Annotated in this window: 17 protein-coding genes; 9 read left to right on the top strand and 8 right to left on the bottom strand. The window is 45.3% G+C overall.

Features of this window, described 5'->3' with window-relative positions; translation table 11 throughout:
• Positions 1-23: 23 nt before the first annotated feature.
• Positions 24-1,466: a DUF3078 domain-containing protein gene (locus BQ7489_RS09525; RefSeq protein WP_083580697.1), complete on the bottom strand. Its 1,443-nt coding sequence runs from the start codon at positions 1,464-1,466 to the stop codon at positions 24-26.
• A 266-nt stretch (positions 1,467-1,732) separates the two neighbouring features.
• Between BQ7489_RS09525 and BQ7489_RS09520 the strand changes: the two genes are divergently transcribed.
• From BQ7489_RS09520 to BQ7489_RS09500, 5 genes are all read left to right on the top strand, one after another.
• Positions 1,733-3,331, top strand: a complete 1,599-nt coding sequence (locus tag BQ7489_RS09520) for a CTP synthase (protein WP_072530804.1) — start codon at positions 1,733-1,735, stop codon at positions 3,329-3,331.
• Between the two features lie 28 nt (positions 3,332-3,359).
• Complete coding sequence (gene yidC / locus BQ7489_RS09515) at positions 3,360-5,225, top strand: membrane protein insertase YidC (RefSeq protein WP_072530803.1); 1,866 nt, start codon at positions 3,360-3,362, stop codon at positions 5,223-5,225.
• Positions 5,226-5,430: 205 nt separating this feature from the next.
• Entirely contained in the window at positions 5,431-7,503 is a 2,073-nt protein-coding gene (locus BQ7489_RS09510) for a dipeptidyl-peptidase Dpp5 (protein WP_239496987.1), read from the top strand.
• Between the two features lie 53 nt (positions 7,504-7,556).
• Complete coding sequence (yihA, locus tag BQ7489_RS09505; protein WP_072530801.1) at positions 7,557-8,156, top strand: ribosome biogenesis GTP-binding protein YihA/YsxC; 600 nt, start codon at positions 7,557-7,559, stop codon at positions 8,154-8,156.
• 370 nt (positions 8,157-8,526) lie between these two features.
• On the top strand, positions 8,527-9,207 hold the full coding sequence (locus BQ7489_RS09500) for an MIP family channel protein (protein WP_072530800.1): 681 nt from the start codon (positions 8,527-8,529) through the stop codon (positions 9,205-9,207).
• Between the two features lie 88 nt (positions 9,208-9,295).
• On the opposite strand, the gene abc-f is transcribed toward BQ7489_RS09500, so the two are convergent.
• From abc-f to BQ7489_RS09470, 6 genes are all read right to left on the bottom strand, one after another.
• Positions 9,296-11,161, bottom strand: coding sequence for a ribosomal protection-like ABC-F family protein (gene abc-f / locus BQ7489_RS09495; RefSeq protein ID WP_072530799.1), 1,866 nt, complete (start codon positions 11,159-11,161; stop codon positions 9,296-9,298).
• A gap of 58 nt (positions 11,162-11,219) precedes the next feature.
• Positions 11,220-12,038, bottom strand: a complete 819-nt coding sequence (locus BQ7489_RS09490) for a DUF3805 domain-containing protein (RefSeq protein WP_072532108.1) — start codon at positions 12,036-12,038, stop codon at positions 11,220-11,222.
• A gap of 23 nt (positions 12,039-12,061) precedes the next feature.
• The gene (locus BQ7489_RS09485) at positions 12,062-12,439 is read right to left on the bottom strand and encodes a VOC family protein (protein ID WP_072530798.1); all 378 of its coding nucleotides are present in this window, start codon (positions 12,437-12,439) and stop codon (positions 12,062-12,064) included.
• A gap of 24 nt (positions 12,440-12,463) precedes the next feature.
• The gene (locus BQ7489_RS09480; protein ID WP_083580544.1) at positions 12,464-13,192 is read right to left on the bottom strand and encodes an MBL fold metallo-hydrolase; all 729 of its coding nucleotides are present in this window, start codon (positions 13,190-13,192) and stop codon (positions 12,464-12,466) included.
• A 17-nt stretch (positions 13,193-13,209) separates the two neighbouring features.
• Positions 13,210-14,349, bottom strand: coding sequence for a hypothetical protein (locus BQ7489_RS09475; protein WP_374044759.1), 1,140 nt, complete (start codon positions 14,347-14,349; stop codon positions 13,210-13,212).
• A 204-nt stretch (positions 14,350-14,553) separates the two neighbouring features.
• Entirely contained in the window at positions 14,554-14,931 is a 378-nt protein-coding gene (locus tag BQ7489_RS09470; RefSeq protein ID WP_072530795.1) for a RidA family protein, read from the bottom strand.
• 327 nt (positions 14,932-15,258) lie between these two features.
• Here BQ7489_RS09470 and rho point away from each other — a divergent pair, with 327 nt between their 5' ends.
• Positions 15,259-17,244 (top strand): transcription termination factor Rho, encoded by a 1,986-nt coding sequence (gene rho / locus BQ7489_RS09465; protein ID WP_072530794.1) that lies wholly within the window; start codon positions 15,259-15,261, stop codon positions 17,242-17,244.
• Positions 17,245-17,337: 93 nt separating this feature from the next.
• Here the strand turns inward: rho and BQ7489_RS09460 are convergent, their stop codons facing one another.
• Positions 17,338-17,718, bottom strand: coding sequence for a DUF3127 domain-containing protein (locus tag BQ7489_RS09460; RefSeq protein ID WP_072530793.1), 381 nt, complete (start codon positions 17,716-17,718; stop codon positions 17,338-17,340).
• A gap of 163 nt (positions 17,719-17,881) precedes the next feature.
• Here BQ7489_RS09460 and dnaN point away from each other — a divergent pair, with 163 nt between their 5' ends.
• Genes dnaN through coaBC form a run of 3 tightly spaced genes read left to right on the top strand, consistent with a single transcriptional unit; the run spans position 17,882 to position 21,015 of the window.
• Positions 17,882-19,003: a DNA polymerase III subunit beta gene (gene dnaN / locus BQ7489_RS09455; RefSeq protein ID WP_072530792.1), complete on the top strand. Its 1,122-nt coding sequence runs from the start codon at positions 17,882-17,884 to the stop codon at positions 19,001-19,003.
• Positions 19,004-19,028: 25 nt separating this feature from the next.
• On the top strand, positions 19,029-19,805 hold the full coding sequence (locus BQ7489_RS09450) for a 3'-5' exonuclease (protein ID WP_072530791.1): 777 nt from the start codon (positions 19,029-19,031) through the stop codon (positions 19,803-19,805).
• A 4-nt stretch (positions 19,806-19,809) separates the two neighbouring features.
• Positions 19,810-21,015 (top strand): bifunctional phosphopantothenoylcysteine decarboxylase/phosphopantothenate--cysteine ligase CoaBC, encoded by a 1,206-nt coding sequence (gene coaBC / locus BQ7489_RS09445; RefSeq protein WP_072532107.1) that lies wholly within the window; start codon positions 19,810-19,812, stop codon positions 21,013-21,015.
• The last annotated feature ends 3 nt before the right edge of the window (positions 21,016-21,018 follow it).

Here is a 21,018-nt window from a genome sequence, read left to right as displayed (position 1 = left end):
CTTATTTTTCACGAATCAGGAAATCACCATGCATAATTGAATCCGAGACTCAACAACTCCTGCAACTGGAAATAACTGTCGCCCTCTTCACGGGTTACAGAATCATCAAAACGCGCATGTACAAACAGTTTCGTAGAGAAATATTTGTTAAAGGCGAAAGTAAAGGTATTTTCCCATTCCGAAAGTACCTGTTCATAATTCGTCGTATACGAGAATCTGGACTCCCACATCAGATTGGAATAGATGCTCCACTTGACGGTAGCCTCCACACGGGAACCTAACTGGCTCCGTGTCTTATGCCCTGCCTTCACATTGAACTTGGTAGGATCCACCCGGTCGCTCATTACACTATAGAAAGTATAGTTCAACGGATTCAGCAACACAGACAAATTACAGACTCCATCCTTCACATACTTATAGTCCATACCAAGACCGAGGTTCAGTTCGGCTGGAGAAAGCAATGACGATACCAGATTATCCGAGTTCGTATCATACTTGGAAAAGAACTGGGTCTTGAATTCTCCCGACAAGGTATAGTACCAGTTGGCTATCGCCCTATAACCGAGCTTTGAACTGATACGGAACAAATCATCATTGGTCTTGTACTGATGAACCGTATCTGAAGGAGCCGTAACAAACCCCAATTTCCATTCAATCTTATTCTCGAACTGCATACGCTGCTTGTCATCATAATTGAACTGCCAGGTAAGACCCGAAATCAATGCGACAGTACTTTCACCTCCTTTATACCAGTTGTCAGATATATAATTCTGCGAGCCTTGGATATATCCGCTACCTCCCACAGTCCAGAAATTAGGCTTCAACACCATCAGATCCTTTTCGCTTACCTGCTGTACTCTTTCCGGCGTGAGCAGATTCATGACTTTCTCCTTCTTCGGCCGGGTCACAATCATCCTGTCGTCCAAAGGTTCAATGTCTTCGAAGTTCGTTTCATTCTTCTTCACCAGATTGGGATACTGCAAATAGAAGCTCAGCAACTGTTTGTTTATGGCCCTATCCACATCCGCAGTATGGGTCAGCCGCGGAACCTGAAACAACGAATCCTTTAATGGATTCTCTTTCTTTATAAAAGGAATGACAGGCTCCCATCCTTCAATGGACATAGCCTGTTCTATCGGTGCCGAATAATAGGTGGCCGGCATTGCCAGCTTATAGAAATCGGCGTCCGACCGGATTCTATCCGGAGCACTGTATATATAGATGTCATCCCAGCGCTCGGTCATCGCATCCCGATAATTACGGTAGTTTTCCAGAATCCGATAGAATTGCCTGATGGTTGAAACGGTCTTGTCGGGATATGTCGCCAGATTCACTCCTGCAGCCGGTGCCGTAGTCCTGACCTCCTGCTGTCCGTACTGACGGTTCTTCATATCCGTTCCGGCATGTGCCAGCAATAAATTACCTGCTAAAAAAACTACTGATAATAACAGTCTTGATCTTTTCATATTTCTCTTATAAAAGCTATTTTCATGCAAATTTAAAACTATTTTCAATAGGGCATGTAAAAGATCATACTTAAATATAGAAAAATAGTCTGTTCCTGACCGTCCGGATATACAATACGGGCAGTCATATCCGGCCAGACACAATGTCGTTCCAGTCATCTTTTCAATGTTTTCGCAATTTATTATGCTTTGGATTCGGCTTTTTTTTATAATTTTGCAATTTAGAAAAATAGTGTGACAAAAATTTATCTTAAAATAGAAAGATTGTGGCAGAAACAAAGTACATTTTCGTAACTGGTGGTGTAGCCTCTTCACTGGGTAAAGGCATTATTTCATCATCAATCGGTAAGTTGCTGCAAGCCAGAGGCTACAGCGTAACTATACAGAAGTTCGACCCGTATATCAACATCGATCCGGGAACATTGAATCCATATGAACATGGAGAATGTTATGTAACCGTAGACGGACATGAAGCGGATCTTGACTTAGGACACTATGAACGTTTCCTGGGCATCCAGACAACAAAAGCGAACAACATTACTACCGGACGAATCTACAAGAGTGTAATCGACAAGGAACGTCGTGGTGACTATCTGGGAAAAACCATACAGATAATACCACACATCACTGACGAAATCAAGCGTAATGTAAAATTGCTGGGCAATAAATATAAGTTCGACTTTGTCATTACGGAAATCGGAGGAACCGTAGGCGACATCGAATCATTACCTTATCTGGAAAGTATCCGCCAGCTGAAATGGGAGCTGGGCAGAAATGCACTTTGTGTACACCTGACATACGTTCCGTACCTGGCCGCCGCAGGCGAACTGAAGACCAAACCGACCCAACATTCCGTAAAGGAACTCCAGTCGGTAGGTATCCAGCCGGATATCCTGGTATTACGTACAGAACATCCCCTGAACATGAACCTGAGAAAAAAGGTAGCCTTATTCTGTAACGTAGACGAAAGTGCAGTGGTCCAGTCAATGGATATGCCGACCATTTACGAAGTGCCTCTCCGCATGCAGGAACAGAACGTGGATGTAACCATCCTCCAGAAAATGGGATTGCCGGTAGGTGAAGCTCCCGACCTGAAATCATGGAAAGACTTCCTGGACCGCCGTCACCGTGCCACAGAAGTGGTAAAGATCGGCCTGGTAGGAAAATACGACCTGCAGGATGCCTACAAGTCTATTCTGGAAGCCCTTTCACAGGCTGCCACATACAATGACCGCAAAGCTGACATTCATTTCATCAACAGTGAAAACCTCAACGACTCCAATGTAGAGGAAAAGCTGAAGGATATGGACGGAATCATCATCTGTCCGGGATTCGGCCAGCGTGGTATCGAAGGCAAGTTCGTAGCATTGAAATACTGCCGTACACACGACGTCCCCACTTTCGGTATCTGTCTGGGTATGCAGTGTATGGCCATCGAATTTGCCCGTAACGTATTGGGTTATGCCGATGCCAACAGCCGCGAAATGGATGAAACGACACCTCATAATGTAATCGACATTATGGAGGAACAGAAATCCATTACGAATATGGGTGGAACTATGCGTCTGGGAGCCTATGAATGTGTACTGGACCCTAATTCCAAGGTTTATCAGGCATATAAATCGGAACACATCCAGGAACGTCACCGCCACCGTTACGAATTCAACAACAATTACAAGGAAGAATATGAAAAAGCCGGTATGAAGTGCGTAGGTATCAACCCCGACTCCAACCTGGTTGAAATAATCGAAATACCTACTCTCAAATGGTATATCGGTACACAGTTCCATCCGGAATACAGCAGTACCGTACTGAAACCACATCCCTTGTTCTTGTCGTTCATCAAGGCTGCTATTGATAAATAACAGAAAACTAATTTGAAAACTATACGAAATGGATAAAAACACGTTAGTGGGATTTGCTCTGATCGGTGCGGTCATTATAGGCTTCGGCATTTATAACCGTCCCAGTCAGGAGGAAATGGAGCGTGCACAGCACTATCAGGATTCAATCCAGAATGTCATGCAGAAACAGGAAGAAGCGCACAAGCAGCAGGAAGCTGCCGCCGCCAAGATGCAGACCGTCCGGTTGGATTCTACATCACAGTTCTTCCAGGCATCTCAAGGTACAGAACAGTTTACCGTATTGGAAAACAACCTGCTTCAGGTTACTTTCACCAATAAAGGAGGCCGTGTATGTAAGGCTATGCTGAAGGAGTATAACGACCAGAAGAAACAGCCTCTGGTCCTTTTCGACCAAAAGGATGCAGCCATGAACATCGGGTTCGACGGAAAAACGGAGAATCTGATAAGCGGCAACATGTATTTCCAGGCAACAAACGTTACAGATTCTACCGTAACGATGCGTGCCAATGCTGCCAATGGAGGTTATCTGGACTTTACATACCGCTTGCTGCCAGATTCTTATGTATTGGACTTCACCGTACAGGCAACCGGACTGCAGAACTTCTTCCCGTCGTCTGCCAAAAGCATGAACATAGACTGGAGCCAGCGTGCCCGCCAGATGGAAAAAGGATATACCTTTGAACAGCGCTATACCTCGCTCACCTATAAACCTGTAAACGACAGCTTTGATTACCTGAGTGAAACAAAGGACGAAAAGGAAACCGTTCCGGAAGCATTGGAATGGATTGCGTTCAAGAACCAATATTTTTCTTGCGTGTTCATCGCAGAAAATAATTTCGAGAACGTAACGCTCGAATCGAAAATGGACCAGAAAGGAAGCGGCTACATGAAAAGATACCAGGCCGACATGACAACGTCATTCGATCCGTCGGGAGCCAAACCAAGCCGGTTCCAATTCTATTTCGGGCCGAACCATTACAAGACATTGCTGGCTACCAACAAGCTGACCTTCGACAATAAGGATCCGGAACTGGAAGACCTCGTCTATCTGGGATGGCCTATCATACGTTGGATCAACCGCTGGTTCACCATTAACCTGTTCGACTGGCTGTCGGGCTGGGGACTCGGTATGGGAGTGGTAATCCTGCTCATGACATTGATTGTTAAGATTCTGGTATTGCCTACAACCTACAAATCATTCATGTCATCGGCCAAGATGAAGGCCTTGAAACCATACATTGACAAAATCAATGAGAAATATCCGAAAAAGGAAGATGCTCTGAAGAAGCAGCAGGAAACCATGGCACTCTACAGCCAGTATGGAGTAAGTCCTATGGGTGGGTGTCTGCCTATGCTGATCCAGACCCCGGTATTCATGGCACTCTTCTTCTTTGTACCGAATGCCATTGAACTCCGTCAGCAGAGTTTCCTTTGGGCCGACGACCTGTCAGCCTATGACGACCTGATCCACTGGAGTACGGAAATTCCGTTGCTAGGCAACCATTTGAGCCTCTTCTGTCTGTTGTTCAGTCTGGCTACAATTGTCAACCAGGTCATCATGATGAAACAGCAGGATACAGGAGCCAATCCTCAAATGGCGGCAATGAAATGGATGATGTACATCATGCCGGTCATGTTCTTCTTCATTTTCAATGAATATGCATCCGGATTGAGTTATTATTATTTCATATCCAGCTTGATCAGCATTATCATCATGTGGGTAATGCGCAAGATGACAGACGAAAAGAAACTGCTTGCCCAGCTTGAAGCCAACAAGAAGAATCCGACCCAGATGAAGCGGGGCGGACTGATGGCAAAACTGGAAGCCCTCCAAAAGGAACAGGAACGCTTGCAGAAAGAACGCCAGGAACGTATGAACGGCGGGAAAAGATAAACAGACACATCTTTTGACATAACACAAAAAAGCTCCGAAGACATCTTCGGGGCTTTTTTATTGTTATACATGACTACCACTAGCCGACAAACCGACCAATAACAGCCTCCGTATTTTCCCATTTATCACTTTTTTACTACCTTTGTTCCACCTAAAAAACAAGAGAATTATGAAAAGAACTGATTTAATGGCAATGACTGCCGCCATGATCATGGCTGCGGCTCCAGCCGCAGCAGCCGGACCTTCAGAAGAGAATGTTCCGGTTATCGGCCGGCAGGAAATCACCATCAAGGACGGACGGATGACACCCGAAGCCCTTTGGGCAATGGGACGTATCGGTGGATCAAGTGTTTCTCCCGACGGTAAACATATCGCCTACACCGTTTCTTATTACAGTGTCAAACAGAACAAAGGACACCTGGTCATTTACGTAATGGACGCCGACGGCAGTAACAATACCCTGCTCACTACCACAGCTGCCAGCGAAGGAGATCCGGTATGGATCAAGGGAGGAAGCAAGATAGCTTTCCTTTCGAACGGACAGATATGGGAAATGAATCCCGACGGCACCGACCGCAAGCAGTTGTCGGACTATGCCGGCGGTATAGACGGATTCTCTTTCTCGCCCGACGGAAGCAAGGTTCTGTTTATCTCACAGGTGAAATACGGAGAACGTACCGTTGACAAATATCCCGACTTGGACAAGGCATCGGGAAGAGTAATAGATGAGCTCATGTACAAGCATTGGGATGAATGGGTAGAAACCGTTCCGCATCCGTTCGTTGCATCATTCGACGGCAATCAGGTGGGTGAAGCGACCGACCTGTTGGAAGGAGAACCTTATGAATCGCCGATGAAACCTTTCGGAGGTATCGAACAGCTGGCATGGAGTACCGATTCAAAACAGATTGCCTATACTTGCCGTAAAAAGACCGGACTGGCTTATGCTGTATCGACAGACTCTGATATCTACCTGTATGACGTAGCTACCAGACAGACCCGCAACCTGTGCAAGGAAGACGCAACCGACAAGAACATGGGTTATGATACAAATCCCAAATTCTCACCCGACGGTAAAAGTATAGCATGGCAGAGCATGGAACGTGACGGCTACGAAAGCGACCGTAACCGCCTGTGCGTAATGGACCTGCAGAACGGGAAAAAGACCTATGTTACCGAATCATTCCAGTCGGGAGTAGACGACTACTGCTGGAACCCCGACAGCAAGACGTTGTACTTTGTAGGGGTATGGCACGGTACCAGCATGATATACAGCACAAACCTGAAAGGTGAAGTGAAACAACTTACCGACGGTATGTACGACTATGCTTCAGTAACAATGCTCGACAACAAGCAGCTGCTTACCAAACGTCATTCTATCAGTGAGGCCGACGAACTGTTCACCGTCAACCTGAAAAAGAAAAATGAAGTAACCCGTATTACAAAAGAAAATGACCACATTTTCAACCAATTGAAAACCGGTAAAGTAGAAGCACGCTGGACCAAGACGGTCGACGGGAAGGACATGCTCTCATGGGTCATCTACCCGATCAACTTTGATCCGAACAAGAAATATCCTACCCTGCTCTTCTGTGAAGGAGGCCCTCAAAGTCCGGTAAGCCAGTTCTGGAGCTACCGCTGGAATTTCCAGATCATGGCAGCCAACGATTATATCATCATCGCACCTAACCGACGCGGACTTCCGGGCTTCGGTATGGAATGGCTGGAAGAAATCAGTACCAATTACGGCGGACATTGTATGGACGACTACCTCACTGCCATTGATGACATAGCCAAAGAACCTTATGTAGACAAGGACCGTCTGGGCTGTGTAGGAGCCAGCTTCGGTGGATACTCTGTATACTGGCTGGCCGGTCACCACAACAAACGCTTTAAAGCATTCATCGCCCACGACGGATTCTTCAACATGGAGCAGCAATACCTGGAAACAGAAGAGCTCTGGTTTACCAACTGGGATCTGGGCGGTCCGTACTGGGACAAGCAGAATCCGGCCGTACAACGCAGCTATGCCAACTCACCTCACCTTTTTGTAGACAAATGGGACACTCCTATACTCTGCATACATGGAGAAAAAGATTACCGTATACTCGCCTCACAAGGCATGGCGGCATTCAATGCGGCCAAACTGAGAGGTATACCTGCCGAACTGCTGATTTTCCCCGATGAAAACCACTGGGTACTGAAACCGCAGAACGGTATCTTATGGCAGCGCACTTTCTTCAGCTGGCTCGACAGATGGCTGAAACCGGCAAAATAAAATAACAACCCATTCATAATCAAACCCGCTAAAAACCAAACAAAAATATCATTATGGAAATAACCAGCGCAGAATTTGTTATAAGTAACTCACGCGCCGACATGTGCCCGAAAACCGATTATCCGGAATATGCATTCATCGGGCGTTCCAATGTCGGCAAGTCTAGCCTGATCAACATGCTGACCAAGAATCCGAAACTGGCTATGACCTCTTCCACTCCTGGAAAGACCTTGCTAATCAACCATTTTCTGGTAAACAAGGAATGGTATCTGGTGGATCTGCCGGGATACGGCTATGCCCAGCGCGGAAAAAAGATGATGGAAAAGATCCAGAAACTCATCGAATATTATGTGCTGGAACGGGAACAGATGACTTGCCTGTTTGTATTGATAGACAGCCGCCTCGAACCGCAGAAAATAGACCTGGAATTTATAGAATGGTTGGGTGAAAACGGAGTTCCTTTCGCCATTATCTTTACCAAAGCCGACAAGCAAAGCATAGGAAAGACAAAGCAAAATGTGGACCGCTTTATGGAAGTGCTGAAGAAGCAATGGGAAGAACTCCCTCCTTACTTTATATCCTCGGCAGAAAAAAAGACCGGTAGGCAGGAAATTCTGGATTACATAGAAGGAATAAACCGCTCACTCAAATAATAATAAGGACATCTTATTAAATCATATTTACGAGGCCTGTATGCAACCACATACAGGCCTTTTTTCAAATACCAAGGCCTGTACATGGAAACGTCAGGTCATTTCATCCCGGATATCAAGATCTTTTTCCAATAAATTCAAGTTCTTTTTGCAGAAAGAACTTGAATTTATTGGAAAAAGGCCATAGCGTTTTACCACCCTTATATCCGCTCCCGGACGATTTAATGCAGATTAGCTTGCTTTATTTGGATTTATTTTTTAAATTTGAGACAGACCTATGAAAAACCACATTCTATTTTCAACACAAAAGAAGTTCTATCACAATACAATTGATTCCATAAACTTATGTTGAACTAAAAAATAGAGCCCTATGAGAAAGTATTTAGCAGAAATGATCGGAACTATGGTATTGGTACTGATGGGATGCGGAAGCGCTGTCTTTGCCGGTAATATAGCCGATACAGTCGGTGCCGGTGTAGGCACTTTAGGAGTTGCATTCGCATTCGGTCTTGCAGTCATCGCCATGGCTTACACAATCGGCGGCATTTCAGGTTGCCACATCAATCCGGCTATCACACTGGGAGTATGGCTGTCGGGCCGCATGAATTCCAAAGACGCCGGTATGTATATGGTATTTCAGATTATCGGAGCCATTATCGGATCACTGATCCTGTATCTTCTGGTTTCTACAGGAGCGCATAACGGACCTACCATGACCGGTTCGAACACTTTCATCCCTAGCGATATGGGACAGGCATTCATAGCCGAAGCCTTGTTTACATTTATCTTTGTACTGGTAGTTCTGGGATCGACCGACGAAAAGAAAGGAGCCGGGAACCTGGCAGGTCTGGCCATCGGACTGACACTGGTACTCATCCACATTGTCTGTATTCCTATTACAGGAACTTCTGTAAATCCGGCACGTAGTATCGGTCCGGCCATTATAGAAGGAGGACAGGCCATGAGTCAACTGTGGCTGTTCATTGTAGCCCCGTTTATAGGAGCGGCCTTCAGTGCCCTGGTGTGGAAAACCATCGGTGGAAACAAATAAATTCTTCCGTCTCATAAAAAAGGAAACCGTTTTATGAAGCCTGAAAACCTTCATAAAACGGTATTCCTATTGTTAGCAAAATTCAATACTACCCTTCTATCTCGCTCAATTCCAGCCAGCGCATAGTCTTTTCATCGAGTTCCTCTTCAAGCTTCGGCAGGCGTTTCGACTTTTCAGTCAGTTCGTCCACGCTGAGCGTTCCGCTGCAAAGGGCTTCCTCAATGTTTTTCTTTTCAGCCTCCAGAACGGCAATATCCTTTTCAAGCTGCTCGAACTCCTTCCTTTCCTTGAAAGTCATCCGCCGTCTGTCATTCAGACGCACACGTTGGACCTTCTCCTCCTTCGGCTTCTCCTTTTCCTTGTCATGTTCGGCCTTGGCTGCTTTCCAGTCACGGTAATCGGAATAATTTCCCGGAAAATCACGTATATCACCCTGTCCTTTGAATACCAGCAGGTGGTCAACCACCTTATCCATGAAATAGCGGTCATGACTCACCACTATCACACAGCCTTTGAAGTTCTGCAAATATTCTTCCAACACCTGTAACGTGACAATATCCAGGTCATTTGTCGGCTCATCAAGTACCAGAAAATTCGGATTCTTCATCAGCACGGTACATAGATACAGACGCCGGCGTTCACCCCCACTCAACTTATATACATAACTGTGTTGGGTTTCGGGCGTGAAAAGGAAATGCTGCAGGAACTGTGAGGCAGTCAGACGTTTGCCGTTATCCAGTTCAATGACTTCGGCAATGTCGGTAATCACATCGATAACCTTCATCTGCTCATCAAACTTCAGGCCATCCTGTGAGTAATATCCGAAGCGTACAGTCTCACCGATATCCAATGTACCGCTGTCGGGCTTTTCAATCCCCATCAGGATTTTTATGAATGTCGACTTTCCTGTTCCGTTATTGCCCACAATACCCATTTTCTCATACCGGGCAAAAATGTAAGAGAAGTCATCCAGAATCTTCAGGTCACCGAAACTCTTGTACAGATGGTCGGCTTCAAAAATCTTGGAACCGATATAGGAAGCCTTGACATCAAGCTTCACGTTCGAATCATACATACGCCGTTTGGCCACTTTCTCCAATTCATAGAATGCCTCCTCACGGTAACGGGCCTTATGTCCGCGGGCCTGTGGCATGCGACGCATCCATTCCAGCTCCGTACGGTAAAGATTATTGGCACGGGCAACCTCTGCATTAGCTGCATCGATACGTTCCTGACGCTTTTCCAGATAATAGCTATAATTACCTTTGTAGGAATAAAGCTGGCGGTTATCGATTTCAATGATTTCCGAGCAGACACGGTCCAGAAAATACCGGTCGTGTGTCACCATCAATAAGCTCAGAGTTCCCCGGCTCAGATATTCTTCAAGCCATTCGGTCATATCCAGATCCAAATGGTTGGTCGGCTCGTCCATGATCAGAAGATCAGGCTCGGAAATCAATACGTTAGCCAGTGCCACACGTTTCAACTGTCCACCCGACAAATACCCGATACGTTGATTGAAGTCTGTTATCTTCAGCTGTGAAAGGATCTGCTTGACACGCCGTTCATAATCCCAGGCCTTCTCATGCTCCATACGGTCCAACAGGTCTTCCAGTCCCGGATTTCCCGGTGTCTCCATGCATTTTTCATACTCCTTGATCAACTCGACCGTTCCGTTCCCGTGATAGAAACACGCTTCCAGCACTGTCAGTTCCTCCGGATATTGCGGACTTTGTTCCAGATACCCTACACGCAAATCACGGCGGAATGTTATTTTTCCTTCATCATATCCTTCCTTCCCCGCCAGAATATTCAACAAAGTGGTCTTACCGCTACCATTCTTGGCAATCAGTCCGATACGCTGTCCCTGAGCAACTCCAAAAGAAATCCCTTGAAACAACACCAGATCACCGAACGATTTTGTCAGCCCCTCTACTTGCAAATATGGAATCATTGTTTCTCAAAAAAATTAAATTCATACCCATCAGTTCCACTCTATATAATACAGCCTGTCACAAAGCTTCTTCCACTTCCGAACGGATACGTTCAAATTCCCCTTTCAGGCTACACGACTTTCCATCCTTGATCCGGTTCCATATCAGTTCGGTAGGATAGACCATCACCCCGGTACGACCGAAACGCAAAGCCGGAAATTCCTTTTTCCCGTCGATAACAGTCACCCAGTCCATGCCATCCATTTCATTTACCAGAATTGCTCCGAAGGCGATGCCGAAACTTTCCCATGCCTGGCGCTGACTTCTGTTGAAACGCCCGCTGTCCATAACCTTCTGGATACTGTCTATATCGGCTGCACAGGCTGTAAAATCCTTTGTCAATTGTTTTTTTATGGTAGAAACGGCCCAGTCATACCCTTCATTGATGGCATTGATTTCAAGCACACGTACAGGTATGACTTCCTTCAGCGGCTTATCGCCTTTTCCACGCACCTGTAACGTAGCTATGATATCTTCAGCCACCTTGGCACTCTCTCCTTTAGGAACGGTAAACGAACACTCTATCGAAATATTCCCTTTACCGGTTACCCACAGGTGAGACGTATACCAGGCCCCGTTCTCCTGAAAACTCTCAGTTGAATAGGCGCAGTTCCACTGGCCAACCTTTACCCGACGCACGCCACGGTTCTGCTGTATCTCATATTCTATACATTCGGCCGCATAACCGGCATTCTCTCCCTGATAAGCGGAAATACGGAAATTCCCCGTCCACTTATCCGGATTATAAAACAGGAAACTGTCTTCCGTATCCTCGAATTCACGCCAGTCATCAGGATACTCCAAGGAGAACCACGCTCCCGGTGATATATATTTCATCATAAGCTTTATCTGTTAAATTATCATTTGACGGGAAGAATCTCAATCCAATAGTCGTCCGGATCATGAATAAAATAAAGTCCCATGGCTTCATTTTCGAAACACACACAACCCATCTCCTTATGGAACCTGCGTACTTCATCATAATCACCTTCTACACGGAGGCAGAGATGACTTTCATTCTCACCCAGTTCATAAGCCTCGGTGTGGTCGCGCAACCAAGTCAGTTCCAGCAGAAATGCGGAATGGTCATCGGCCATATATACCAGAATAAAGGATCCGTCGGCGGCCTCCTTCCGATGGGATTCATGCAGTCCCAAAGCCGTTTCATAGAACCGGATACTCCTTTCCAGGTTTGTCACATTGATATTGAAATGATCAAATCTTCCTTTTACTTTCATATTCCAGGTTATTTTAATAATTAGTTACAAATTCAGATCAAACTCCCGTCCCCGTACATCCGGCATCAACATCAGCGTTCCATACTTTGCCGCAACCGGCCCGAAGGCGGCAGCCTCGGCATAACACTCGTCGAAATGCATCGGTACAAAGACTGATGTCTTTATTTTCTCGATGAACTGCCGCGGACCACGCATATATTCCTTTCCCAAACGGGGATCAACGGGAAACATCACCAGATCCATCTGCGTAGTGTACTGTCCGATAAAGTCCAGTTCGTGAAAATAATTTTTCTCATATCCTTTCCATTCCGACTCCTCGCATTCATCCATCCAATGCCAATTGTTCAAATCGCCCGCATGGAAAATTTTCTTTCCGTCAACTTCAAGCAGAAAAGAAACGCCTGAATCGGTCGATCCGAACGCACGGATACAGATACGGTCGTCTTCATACTTCTCTCCTTTCTTCAACCACACAGCATCGATTTCACGGGCAGCCCGCCGCCGACGCCAGATATCCTTCGAAAAGACGTATATAATGTCGGGACGGATTTCCTTCCACGACAACACATCCTTATTGAAATGATCGGCATGAAAATGAGTGGAAAGTACATACAGCTTTCCGGGACGTTCCAATATCTTATCATGCAGCACCCCCTCCGACAATGAAACGGAATCCTCCTCATAATCCATTACGACCGTATAGTCTTCACCCAGCAGGACAAATCCGCTATGATAAAGATAAACCAATCTCATATACAAGACATTATTAATCATTTTCCGATAGGCTGGATATATGCTCTGGTCGCCTTATCTATTTCCAGAAACATATAATTGACCTTTCCCGAATGAATCAGCTTTTCATTCTTCCGGTACATATCGGTTGCATATTCCTTTGATTTTCCGAATAGGAAGCTGGAGGCTTTCTCCTGCGACTTTCCGACCATGGTCGAATCCAGATTTTCAGAAGGGAAGAAATCATTCAAATCCACATCACCTATCATGGTCGTCTCCAGAAAATGGATATCAGTATGTGCCAGATCAGTGTGATATCCCACAAACATATGCCCCGGAATACGTACCAGCACCGGATTAATATTGATGGCCTTCAACAATGAAGCAAACAAGACACTGCCATCCACACAATTGATCTGTGCCGATTCCAACGCATCATCGAAGGTACGTACACGCTGCGTAAATACCACGTTCGATGACAGACTGCTGTTACTGATGGAACTGTACTTGAATCCGCGTTTCTGCAGTACATACCAGATAGCATATACCTGTTTGTCGACCAGCTCCGGATTCTTGCTCTGATATCCCCAGAAACGGTTCACGATACGCGTATTCAAAGCTTCACGTAAAATCTTGTCGATATTGGGATTGTCCTCATTCACGTATGCAGCAAAAAAATCGCCCGTATCATGAAACTTCATGCGGCTGTCCATATACCCTAGCAGACATTCGTTGATACTACGCATAGAAAAAGTATGGATATTGTTACCCAAATCACGTTTGTTCAATGTGGCATGGATGGAAACCGTTACCGGAGCAGCCTGTTCATTCTCGCGCAAGGCATTGTAATTCCATATGATATCCGGATAAACAAGATATTCCCTATTGCTCTCGGGAAGAATGAATTCGGAAACGGACCGGTCAAAAAAAGGCGTCTCGGCCACTTCCACACGCAACTTACTGTTGGCTGCCCTGCTTTTCACACGGATCGCAATACACGATTTGGGATTGCCGATATAACCTGTATCTGCCGGGACGATAAGATTGGCATCCGTAGTAGCTGTCGACAGGATGGTGACCGGGAAAATGTTTCCTCCCAACTCGTCCGTAATCTCAAACCCGTCATTAAAAGGTTCATACTGGTAAATATAGCCTCCTGCCAGCAGAACTACAGCCATGATAACGGTCACTACAACATATCTCCATTTATTGGCAAGACGAAAAAAAACTCGTTTCATATTTCTAAATCAACAAAATGAATAAATGCCCGACAAAACGAAATGAAGAACCTATAAACTTCCTCTTTCAAACCGGACATTTACAAATTCTTCATTCGTATACTGCAACCCGCAGACACATGTCTCCAAAGTTACAGTCATTCATTACCTTACGGCGATACACTCTATTTCTACCAAGGCATCCTTAGGCAAAGCCTTTACAGCTACAGCCGAACGTGCCGGAAAACTTCCGTCGAAATATTTTGCATATACGGCATTCATTTCGGCAAACAGAGACATATCGGCCAGAAACACGGTAGTCTTGACGATATTGGCAGTAGTCAGTCCAGCCTCAGCCAAAATGCTTGAAATATTCTTGAATGACTGTTCAGTCTGTTCGGCCACACCACCAGGAGCAAAGACACCGGTTGCAGGGTCAACTGGCAACTGGCCGGAAACAAAAATCATACCATTAGCTTCGATAGCCTGGCTATACGGACCGATAGCAGCAGGAGCTTTTTCTGTAAAAATCACTTTTTTCATAAGAATTCTTTAATCTATTAATTCATTTTCAATGTAAAAGTAACTCTTTTCCGCCAATAATACACCATCCCGATTAAAAAAAACAAGATTTATTAGTTTATATCGTAAAAAACTTCTACTTTTGTCTTCATAAAGATAGGTCAGGTCTTTATCACAAAGGCTGCTTGTCTTACTTTCCTTTTATAACATCAAAACAAAAAATCAAGTTTAATATTGTAATCCGTGAAGTATACGTGGCTGTAGAGTAACAGGGTTGCTCATGACATTTCATGTGAAAAGACTTCAACGGCATTATAAAAACTCATTTTATACCCTTATTATAATTGTATGTATAACATTATCCAATTAAACGACAAAGATTTGTCCGAATTGCAGCAGATAGCCAAAGAGTTGGGCCTGAAAAAAACCAGTGCATTACGCAAAGAAGAGCTGGTATACCGCATTCTGGATGAACAAGCCATTGTCGGTGCAACCAAAAAGGCAGCAAAAGCCGGTGACGAACAGCGTCCGGAGGGGCAACCACGCAAACGTTCCCGTATCAGTGTAAAGAAAGAAGGCGACAAAGTTTACACGGCCACCAAAGACAAAGCGCAAAAACTGGAAGCCAACACTCCTCCACTCCCTGCACAGGCACCGCTTTTTAAAGATGAACCGGCTCCGGCAGAAGCTCCGCAAGCAACTGCACCGCAAACCGAAGAAAAACCGAAAGCCAAACGTGGACGTAAACCGGGAAGTAAAAACAAGGCAACCCTGGAAAAAGAACAGAAATCGCTCCAAAAGGCCGAAACAGACGCAGAGCCCCAACCAACAACCGTAGAACCGAAACCAGCCCCGGTACCAGTTGAAGACGAAATGGATCTTCCTACATTGAATATCACCGGAGGAGAAGACTTCATTCCGATAGAAGATCTTCCTTCTGAAAAGATTGAACTTCCATCAGAACTGATCGGCAAATTTGAAGCGACCAAAATGGCCCCGGTTACACCCACAACTTCTGAAAAGGATAGCAAACAGACGAAATTCCAGTCGCGCCAGCAACGGCATAACAACCGGAACAACCGCCAACAAAACTATCAGAATCCCAACCAAGGACAGAACCAGCCGGCAACGACACAAGCTACCGCCCCAACTACTCTACCTGTACCGGTTCCTACACCTGCAGAAGAACCGAAACCTGCAGAAAAGCCCTATGAATTCGATGATATTCTGAAAGGTACAGGAGTTCTGGAAATCATGCCCGACGGTTACGGTTTTCTGCGTTCCTCCGACTACAACTATCTTTCTTCACCCGATGATATTTATGTATCACAGTCGCAGATCAAGCTGTTCGGCCTAAAAACCGGTGATGTAGTAGAAGGAACAATCCGTCCACCCAAAGAAGGAGAAAAATATTTTCCACTTGTAAAAGTATCTAAAATAAACGGACTGGATCCGGCCCTGGTTCGCGACCGTGTTCCGTTCGACCATCTGACTCCCTTATTCCCGGATGAAAAATTCAAGCTCTGCAAAGGATATGATGATAACCTGTCGGCCCGTGTTGTCGACCTGTTCGCCCCTATCGGCAAAGGCCAGCGCGCATTAATTGTGGCACAGCCTAAAACAGGTAAGACCATCCTGATGAAAGACATAGCCAACGCCATTGCAGCCAACCACCCGGAAGTCTACATGATCATGCTGCTGATTGACGAACGGCCGGAAGAAGTGACGGATATGGCCCGAAGCGTCAATGCGGAAGTTATCGCTTCTACATTCGACGAGCCCGCCGAACGCCACGTAAAGATTGCCGGTATCGTACTTGAAAAAGCGAAACGTATGGTAGAATGTGGTCATGACGTAGTGATTTTCCTTGATTCCATCACTCGTTTAGCACGTGCATATAATACAGTATCCCCTGCATCCGGCAAAGTACTGTCGGGTGGTGTAGACGCAAACGCCCTGCACAAGCCGAAACGTTTCTTCGGTGCGGCACGTAACATCGAAGGAGGCGGTTCATTGACAATCATCGCTACCGCCCTGATCGATACCGGTTCCAAAATGGATGAAGTCATTTTCGAGGAATTCAAAGGAACAGGAAACATGGAGCTCCAGCTTGACCGTAACCTCAGCAACAAACGTATATTCCCGGCTGTCAATATCACGGCATCAAGTACCCGCCGTGACGATCTGTTACTCGACAAGACAACACTCGACCGCATGTGGATATTACGCAAATACTTGGCAGATATGAATCCGATTGAGGCCATGGACTTCGTAAAGGAACGTCTCGAAAAGACCAAAGACAACGAAGAATTCCTGATGAGTATGAACTCGTGAAAACTGGAATAGACAAACCAATAAAATAAAAGGATGCGCTTTAGACGCATCCTTTTATTTTAATATCCTACAATTCTGTATTCCCATATCCTGTCAGAAAGGAAGGTCATCCTTCTCATCTGTTGCAGCAAAATCGACCGGTGCCGCAGGAGCCGCATTCATCGGAGGGAACGGAGCATCCATAGGAGGCATCTGAGGATTTGCACCTACGCGTTCAACCTTCCAGGCACGGATACTGTTAAACCAACGCCCCTGCCACTCACGGGCATCGATATCGAAAGAAACATTCAATTCTTCGCCTATCTGGATATTGAACTGCTGTATCTTGTCTTCACCGAACACATCAAAACACATACGGCGCGGATACTGGTCGTGCGTCTCAATTACATACTCCTGCACTTTCCAGTTATTACCGTTTTTAGAAACTCCTCCTCTCGGTTCGAGAACCGCTATTACTTTTCCTGCTAATTCCATAATTCTATTTTTTTAATTTGGTCACGAAGTTACGTTTTTTTCTATCATAGTAAACGAATTTTTATCTCTTTTTTATGATGCCTATCCAATCTTTTTTCTAACTTTGGCAGTTAAATAGCAATGTTTACAAAAAACAAAATAATATAAAAATAAATACAAAGATATGAAATTCATCATTTCTAGCACCACATTATTTTCTCATCTGCAGGCTATAAGTCGCGTCATCAATTCAAAGAATTCCTTACCTATCCTGGATTGTTTCCTTATGGAACTTCAAGACGGAACTTTGTCTATTACAGCTTCCGATAATGACAACACACTCTGCACTTCTATCGAAGTCAATGAATATGAAGGAGACGGCCGGTTCGCCGTTTCTTCAAAGACATTACTTGAGGCCTTGAAGGAGATTTCAGAACAACCGTTGAGCTTCGAGATCAACATGAACAATCTGGAAATCACCGTCAGATACCAGAACGGTAAATACAACCTGATGGGACAAAATGCAGACGAATACCCGCAAGTACAAGAATTGGGCGATAATGCCGTACAGATTATGATGGGGGCAGATATCCTGATGAATGGTATCAACCGCAGCATCTTTGCTACCGCCGATGATGAACTCCGTCCGGTCATGAACGGTATTTATTTTGATCTTACACAAGAAGATATCACCCTGGTAGCATCCGACGGCCATAAACTGGTACGTTGCAAGACATATGCCGCACACAGTGACGAAAAGGCCGCATTTATCTTACCTAAAAAACCGGCTACCCTGCTGAAAAACCTTCTTCCGAAAGAACAGGGTGATGTCCAGATACAATTTGACGACCGTAATGCCACCTTTACCATGGAGAACTACCGTATGGTATGCCGCCTGATTGAAGGACGTTATCCGAACTATAATTCCGTCATACCTCAGAACCCTCATAAGGCAATCATAGACCGTGCCTCCTTCATCAGCGCGTTACGTCGTGTTTCCGTATTCTCTTCACAGGCAAGCAGTCTGATCAAGTTGAGCCTGTCGGAAAATCAGATGAAGATTTCGGCACAGGACATCGATTTTTCAACCTCAGCTGAGGAAACCATAGCCTGCCAGTACGACAGTAATCCGATGAGCATAGGATTCAAATCATCTTTCCTGATTGAAATTCTGAACAACATATCTTCCCTGAATATAATCATCGAACTGGCTGATCCTTCCCGTGCAGGAGTCATCGTTCCGGAAGAGCAGGAAGAAAATGAAGACCTGCTAATGTTGCTGATGCCAATGATGTTGAACGATTAAAAAAATGATTTATTAGACACAAGATATGAAACTGAACTTAAAGAATCCGCTGGTTTTCTTCGATCTGGAAACTACGGGTACCAATATAAATACCGACCGTATCGTAGAAATCTGTTATCTGAAAGTCTACCCTAATGGGAATGAAGAGAGCAAGACTATGCGCATCAATCCGGAAATGCATATTCCGGAAGCTTCAAGTGCCATCCACGGAATCTATGATGCAGATGTTGCCGACTGTCCGACCTTTAAGGAAGTGGCAAAAGACATTGCCAAAGACATTGAAGGCTGTGATATAGCCGGATTCAACTCAAACCGCTTTGATGTTCCGGTACTGGTCGAAGAATTTCTCCGCGCAGGGATTGATATAGACCTGACCAGACGTAAATTCATTGATGTCCAGGTTATTTACCACAAACTGGAACAGCGTACCCTTTCGGCCGCCTATAAATTCTATTGTGGCAAGAACCTGGAAGATGCACATACAGCAGAAGCGGATACACGTGCAACTTATGAAGTATTGAAGGCCCAACTCGACCACTATCCGGAAATTCTGGAAAACGATATCGATTTTCTGTCGGAATATTCTACCTATAGCAAAAATGTAGATTTTGCCGGACGGATTGTGTATGACGACAAAGGCGTAGAAATATTCAATTTCGGGAAATACAAAGGAATACCGGTAGCTGAAGTTCTACAGCGTGACCCTGGGTACTACGGATGGATACTGAATGGTGACTTCACCCTGAATACAAAGAATGTTTTGACTAAAATCAAACTGCGTGAAAGCGGGTTGATGAAATGATATGATGAAAGGAAAGAAAATAGTTCTGGGCATTACAGGAAGCATAGCGGCCTATAAGGCAGCCATACTTACCCGTGCACTGATCAAGAAAGGAGCAGAAGTACAGATTGTCATCACTCCTGCAGGAAAAGAATTCATTACACCCATTACCTTGTCGGCTTTGACAAGCAAACCGGTCATCAGCGAATTCTTCTCACAAAGAGACGGGACATGGCACAGCCATGTAGATTTGGGACTATGGGCAGATGCTATGGTAATTGCCCCCGCTACGGCATCAACAATAGGGAAAATGGCTCATGGCATAGCCGACAACATGCTGGTCACCACGTATTTGTCTATGAAAGCTCCAGTTTTCATAGCTCCGGCAATGGATCTGGATATGTTCGCCCATCCGTCGACGCAACACAATCTGGACATTCTCCGCTCATACGGAAACCACATTATCGAACCGGCGGCAGGAGAACTGGCCAGTCACCTGATCGGTAAAGGACGTATGGAAGAGCCCGAAAAGATAGTGGATATCCTTGAGGTATTCTTCAGCAGGAATGAAGACCTGAAAGGCAAAAAAGTAATGATAACTGCCGGTCCTACCTATGAAAAGATTGATCCGGTACGTTTCATAGGAAACTATTCGTCGGGGAAAATGGGATATGCACTGGCAGAGGCATGTGCCGGACGCGGAGCGGAAGTTACATTGATAAGCGGTCCGGTAAACCTGGCTACCCGACATCCGAACATCCGTCGTATTGATGTGGAAAGTGCCGGCCAGATGTGCAAGGCAGCCATAGAAGCCTACAAGGATGCCGATGCAGGAATTTTATGCGCAGCAGTAGCCGACTTTACTCCGGAAGTGACATCAGACAAAAAAATCAAACGGGGAAAAGATGATCTGGTACTGCACCTGAAACCTACAGAAGATATAGCTGCATCATTAGGCAAGCTGAAAGGAAGAGGACAGAAACTGGTAGGATTTGCTTTAGAGACAGATGACGAAGTGGCTCACGCACAGGACAAACTGGCACGCAAAAACTTCGACTATATCGTATTGAATTCTCTAAGAGACAAAGGTGCCGGCTTCCGGTGCGATACAAACAAAATAACCATTATCGACCGTCAGGGAGCAACTTCCTATCCATTGAAGGACAAACGGGAGGTAGCTCAGGATATTGTCGATAAACTGGTTTCCTTATTCAACCGACCAAATGACTAGAGT

The organism is Bacteroides ilei (assembly GCF_900128495.1).
GTDB lineage: Bacteria > Bacteroidota > Bacteroidia > Bacteroidales > Bacteroidaceae > Phocaeicola > Phocaeicola ilei.
The sequence above is the reverse complement of the archived record's forward strand: the minus strand, read 5'-3'. Positions and strand labels throughout refer to the sequence as shown.